Source organism: Microcoleus sp. BM001215392 (assembly GCF_036700185.1).
Taxonomy (GTDB): Bacteria; Cyanobacteriota; Cyanobacteriia; order Cyanobacteriales; family Microcoleaceae; genus Microcoleus.
Window position 1 is genome coordinate 1 of record NZ_JAUBOJ010000434.1, and the last position, 5813, is coordinate 5813.

Below are 5813 nucleotides of genomic sequence, written 5' to 3' on the forward strand. Positions count from 1 at the left end.
AACTCTGGGTATTAGTTGTAGAATCTAAATCAACAATCGCCTTTTCTGTTGCCCTGCCCCAAGCCCTCACCTACTTGATGGCCAACCCCAACCCAGAACGCCCAGTTTATGGAGCAATCACAAACGGTGATGAATTTCAATTTATTAAACTCCTAATTCAACCTCACCCTGAATACGATTTATCTAATATTTTCTCCCTGCTACTCCCCCATCGCAATCAACTTTATGACATTATGCGAATTCTCAAACAAATTAGACAAATAATGATTCAAACCACTGTTGAATAATATCAAATTCAGTAGATTTTATTTTTAATGAGTCAATCCAAAATCTCAAATCCAAAATTACTATGCCCCACCCCGACTCAGGAGCAGGCTTGATGAGACTGTTGTTTCATTCCTTAGATCGCATTCCTACATAATTGTTAGTTGAATTGATTGAAGATTAAGGAAACAAAGAAATATCAACACAATAGCTAACGCATTCTTTGTAAACGAATCATAATTAAAACATTACGAGAGTAGCCATTGCTTCGAGCGCCATCGCAATAGTATACACCAAGCTTCTTTATTCCGCTTGGGTGTATACTTATGATTTTTGAAGTAATAGAAGAATTACTATTAGCTTTATTTGCAGATTTCGAGTATACACCAAAGCCTATAATTGAGCTTGATGTATACTCTAGATTGCTGAAGTAATTCAAAGATTGCTATTCATTTTACTGGTGGCAGCCGAGCATACACCAAGATTATTTGCTTCCACAACTTCAAAACGCATCACCTAAATTCCACAACTGCCGTTGCCTTTTCAGCAGCGCTTGAGAATTGACTCAGCCGCATCGCACATCCTCACTTCAAAGGTTGTGCCTTCCACAAGCCTTCTGACAGTTCGAGTACCCACTTCTATAGAAACAGCCAACTGTCCCAGAGTCCCCGCTCGCCGACCCATTACAAGCCGATCGGGCTAGAACAAGGGGTGTTACCCCTTATTGCACCCAAACGCTGTGTGATTTCTATGCTGCGTATGGCTTTGAGCAGAAACCGCATCAGCAGTCAAGGCGATCGGGGCAAAGTAGAGGGTCTTACCCCTTATTATGCTGCAATCGCCTTCTAATTCCCTTGCGGTATATGGGTTTGAGCAAAAGCGATCGAAGCGATCGGGGCGATCGGGCATTACTCCTCTTTTTTTTATAAGGGGTGAATTGAATTGCTAGGAACTACCCCCACCCTTTCATTTTTTTAGGGAGTAGTACCCCGATCGCCCCGATCGCCCCGATCGCCACCTTCAAAGTGTTGATTTTGCGTTGTGTTTTCAGCAATCGGGGCATAACGAGGGGTAACACCCCACATTCTGCCCCGATCGCCTTCCTATTTCCCAAAGTCTCGATCGTGCGTTGTATTTTTGCCGATCGGGGTGTATTAAGGGGTTAGACCCCACATTCTGCCCCGATCGCCTTGTTAGTCAAAATCAGGGGTAATACCCCTCATCAATCGTCAAACGCAGGAATCTGTTCCGCATCAACGAATAGAGAGTGATGCGGATTGAGGATGAATGAGTTATGAGAAATAAAAAAACTAAGAGACTACAAAGAAATAGCTTGCGCGTTGTTTGAAAAAGAATAGTAATAGCAATCAATTATTCACAATTCCCTACCCAGTACCTCAGTCACTATCGCAACTACTCCTAATTTGTTGGCTATTGCTTCTTTCACTTTAAGGAGTTTCCACACAGGAATGTAGATACTTTTCACCTTCCACTTGCCGTTAATTTTAACTTTGTAGCGGTAGTGATTTACAATGCTCTCACCTTGCCAAAAAGCGTACACTAAACCACTACCACCTTGAACTACAGGCATTTGGTGTATACTTTCGTCTGTAGGAGAAATCGGAGGATTAATATCTCTTTGATTCCCAGCGCTGTGGTATACACCAAGCCGATCTATTGATGATTGGTGTATGCGATCGGCTGGTAAATAAATTATTGCGGTGTTGGTATCGGCTTGATTTCTGTCGTTTGGGTATATATTGGAACGTAGTTGATGTTCGATTGAGGTTTGGTGTATACTTTCGCCCGGTAAACTAATTGGAGAATTGCTGTTAGTTATATTTTCAAAGTTAGGGTATACACCAAAGCCCGACAATCGAGTTTGGTGTATACTCCAGGTCGGGGAAGCAGCGGAATGATTGCTGCTAGCTTTAATTGCAGCGTTCGAGTATACACCAAAGCCCAATGCAGAAACTTGGTGTATACTCTCAGAAGGTAAAGTAATAGCGGAGTTGCTGCCAGCATTATTTGCCGATTTAGAGCCGATATCCAAAACAGCTAGTGCAATAAATTCAAAACGAATCACCCAAACGACGAGGTTGATGTTGCCTTTAAAGTAGCGATTGATAAATGATTCGACGGAATTGCACATCCCTCCTTCTGCTGCCAAATCTGCGATTGGCATGAATGAAAGTTGTTCTTTGTAGGGAGCGCATAGCAACCGACACCAACCAATTTGTTTGCCTCCATAATGAATATCCTTATCTAGAGCTTTAACTAATTTATTTTGGTGGAAAGCGTTAACGAATTTCTGGGCATGGCTGTCCTTCCAAGTGCGACGAGTTACTGTTTTATGGGGAAGATATTGCAGAGTTTTTCCAAAGCTAATAGCCAATCCCGATAATGCAGCTTTCAAGGGGCGATCGCTAATCGATAATTCGGAGTATTTGCCACCACAAACTTGATTCTGGGTGAGCCAATCCCGTTCGCCCTCTGGCATTGCTCGTACCGGTTGCCCGTGGGAAGCCTCCCCAAATGCAATCGTATTCTCCTCTTGAAGCGTTGAAAATTCGGATGTCGCTGTGGATTGGGATGTGTGGATAGTGCTGTTGAAGGACATATTGAGCATCCTCATCGATTTCTACAAACTGTTCGACTTTGAAACAATCCAGAGCGGCAGCCGCTAATTCAAAACTGCCGATGCCCGTAAATAGTGAAAGCGCTCGCATCTGAGTTTTATTCACAGCTAAAACCAATCCTCCGATTCGTGTGAAAATCTGTTTTCGGAGCCTAAAAGTGATTGGAAATTTGGTAGCAAATTGAGTTGTTTTGGTTCGATATTTGCTGCTTCATCGGCATTTGGTAATTCGACACTAACAACAGTTTCAGATTTTCCACTAGCCAATTCAATTGCTTGCGAATACCGAGATGCTGCTAAATCGAATAATCCCGATGCAGCGATTCTCTCAACCCAATTACAGATACCCAACAAACATTGGCTCCACAAATCAAATTGCTGCCATTGAGAGTTGAGAGCACCTGCATTCAAAGCAGACAAAGTTGCGATCGCCTCCCTCCACTTCTGGATATCTTGAGGAATCCGCCCCTTGAACTCTTCCCTCAATTTTTTGAGCCGCTCCTTCACCGGGGGCGCCAATGCAACAAATATTTCTGGACGCAAGTTATCCGGTACCCCCAATCCCTTCACCGCTTCGTAGGTTGTGCCATCTCGGTTGGCTGCTTCTGACAACTGGGATACCCATTCATCGATTGCTGGCGATCGATCTGGACGATTGCAAGAGATTGGGGTACATCGGCTAGCTCCCAACGCTCCGTCAATTTCTGGTTGAGTGTGGGTTTGAGTAGGATAGATACGGGTGTTTGCGGCAGAATCCAACTTCTCCCCTGTTTGGTGAGGGCTGTGTTGTGGGCTGGGAAATACCCTTACCCCTTCAATCTCTTGTCGGTTAACACTTTCATTGCTGTTTAGATCGAACTCAGGAGCAAGAGCTTTTGAGATGTTTTGTTCCTGCCATTCGTCAAAAGCCAACAACCCTCCTTCTTTGCAGCGGAATTTGGCACACCGCCATTCGGGTTCGGGGGCGAGTTGCGGTTTCCCTTGATAGCCGTTAGAAGCATCTTCGGTTAGGGAAACATCGACCATGACGCCCGGTATCAAGGTCAGATGAGCCCAGCAAGCTGGTTGTAATTCGCCATCTTGGCGGTGTCGCGGTACGTGGTGCTGGGGGATGACAGTTTTGAGGTGGGAGATAAACTTGCTCATCCCCCGGTTATCGGAGTAGCCGTGCGCTTTGCAGTAAGCGATGAACCAACTGTGCAGTTCGTGGTTTTGGATTGGCGAAGCATCATCGGTGGGTCGGAAGCAGAGGTCGATAAAGCTGCGCACCGGGTCGCCGTAGGTAGCGGCATCGAGTTTGGCAAGGCGGATGCGTTGGTTTTTGGAAGGTTGCAACAGTATGGCATCGCGTTCAACTTTAGGCATTGCCAGCGCCCAGGATATAATGTCAGCCTTGACTGCTGAAAGTTTGTGGCGCAGGTAGGGGTCTTCCAATCCAGACCGTCCTTTGGATCTACCGTGTACACACAAGTTGATTATGAGCTAGTTTCCATCCCACAAAGATGGATTCAAACTGTCGAAGTCCATGAACAAGGGTAGGCATTGCGGGAGGTCTCTGAGAACTATAACCAGACCAACCTCCAAGTCGAGCAATCAGCCAAGTAGCCCAAGGTAAGGAAGCGGGAGGATAGGGGTTTTGCAATTTTTTCGTGCGCCCTAGAAGAGATGGTTCAATCACAGACAAGCATTGCTGTTGAGCATCAGAGAAAGTCAGGGAAACAGGTAAGTCAGAATTATCGCGCCCTTCAACCATTTGTAGGGTTCGCACGGCAATCCCTAAAGCCAAGACAGTGAGTTTTTGAATGGCCGCTACGGACTCTAACTGTGTAGCTTCAAGATTTAATCCTGATTGTTTCAATGTGGCAAAAAGTTGTTCAATGCGCCATCGCCATCGATACCATTCGATAACTTGTAGTGCTTGTTCTAAACAAACCACCCTGTGAGTTGTGAGTAATCGCCAATGAATCGCTTCTTGCCCTACCGGAGGATTAACTTCTATTGCTTCGACTGCGTAAAGAGTAATACTGGGTGGATAATCTTGTGCATTCAATCGATCGGGACGACGAATCTTAACACTAGCACAGCGAATAATCAGCAATACTTCTCTCGCCGTCCGACCAATGCGTGAGTCTGCTGGTACATCAATTGTACAAACCCCTTCACAGGGCTGTTCCGTTAAATAGGTATAAAGCGATTGGGATTGTCCTAATAACCGACGGTCACAGGCGATCGCGCACCAATAGGTGATTATGTTGGTCGGGCACGGTCGCCCATTCCTCATATAAGTCACTTTCGCGGTCACCAATGTGAGTGACCATCAGGGCACCACCCTTAGTGAAACACCGCTGACTGCGATCGGCGGATGCCAACCATTTGTATGATTCTTTCTGCTCTATGGGCAGATTTTGATAATTGCGTTCATGCTTATTCTTACGATCTAAACCTCGACTCCACAGTTGCACCGTGCTTAACCCTAATGGAAAGCCATGTTCAGCATCCAAAACTAATGTAAGATGTATATAAAAACCCAGATATGTATTGTTGCCAACCACCCCTAATTGTTCGGGTTTTAGTCGGCCGGAGTGGGACTGCAAATTGATTTCACTGCTATCACTGACGGGTAATACGTGCCGTCCTTCTATATTTTTTTGGCAATGCCCCGATAGGCTTTGCACTAATTCCGATACGGTCACGTTTTCATTCTCCAAAAAACGATAGTATCCTACTTGTTGAGCTCGATTTCGGCTGATTTGACGAATATTTACCGATTGATGCTGACCCATTGCTTCATATAATGCCGCCCCCTTTTTACCAGCCTTGGGTCTCCAAAGGCTGTTCCTTCGATCTGTTCTGCGTGAATAGACTTGAATTGCAAAAATCGGAAAACACCCTAAAATTATCTGCGTTTATC

General features: G+C 45.2%; 4 protein-coding genes and 2 pseudogenes. 1 reads left to right on the forward strand and 5 read right to left on the reverse strand.

Features of this window, described 5'->3' with window-relative positions; translation table 11 throughout:
- Positions 1-287, forward strand: a pseudogene (locus QT974_RS29945) (type I restriction endonuclease subunit R); the annotation flags it as partial.
- 520 nt (positions 288-807) lie between these two features.
- On the opposite strand, the gene QT974_RS29950 reads toward QT974_RS29945, so the two are convergent.
- The 5 genes and pseudogenes from QT974_RS29950 to QT974_RS29970 all read right to left on the reverse strand — a co-directional run bounded on the left by QT974_RS29950 (position 808) and on the right by QT974_RS29970 (position 5685).
- The gene (locus tag QT974_RS29950; RefSeq protein WP_333472024.1) at positions 808-948 is read right to left on the reverse strand and encodes a hypothetical protein; all 141 of its coding nucleotides are present in this window, start codon (positions 946-948) and stop codon (positions 808-810) included.
- Between the two features lie 691 nt (positions 949-1639).
- Positions 1640-2764, reverse strand: coding sequence for a hypothetical protein (locus QT974_RS29955; RefSeq protein ID WP_333472025.1), 1125 nt, complete (start codon positions 2762-2764; stop codon positions 1640-1642).
- Complete coding sequence (locus QT974_RS29960) at positions 2691-3008, reverse strand: DNA cytosine methyltransferase (protein WP_333472026.1); 318 nt, start codon at positions 3006-3008, stop codon at positions 2691-2693. Before QT974_RS29960 ends, QT974_RS29955 begins: the two co-directional genes overlap by 74 nt.
- Before the next feature lie 2 nt (positions 3009-3010).
- Positions 3011-4336, reverse strand: a complete 1326-nt coding sequence (locus QT974_RS29965; RefSeq protein WP_333472027.1) for a hypothetical protein — start codon at positions 4334-4336, stop codon at positions 3011-3013.
- A gap of 19 nt (positions 4337-4355) precedes the next feature.
- A pseudogene (locus QT974_RS29970) lies at positions 4356-5685 on the reverse strand (IS4 family transposase).
- Positions 5686-5813: the final 128 nt, after the last annotated feature.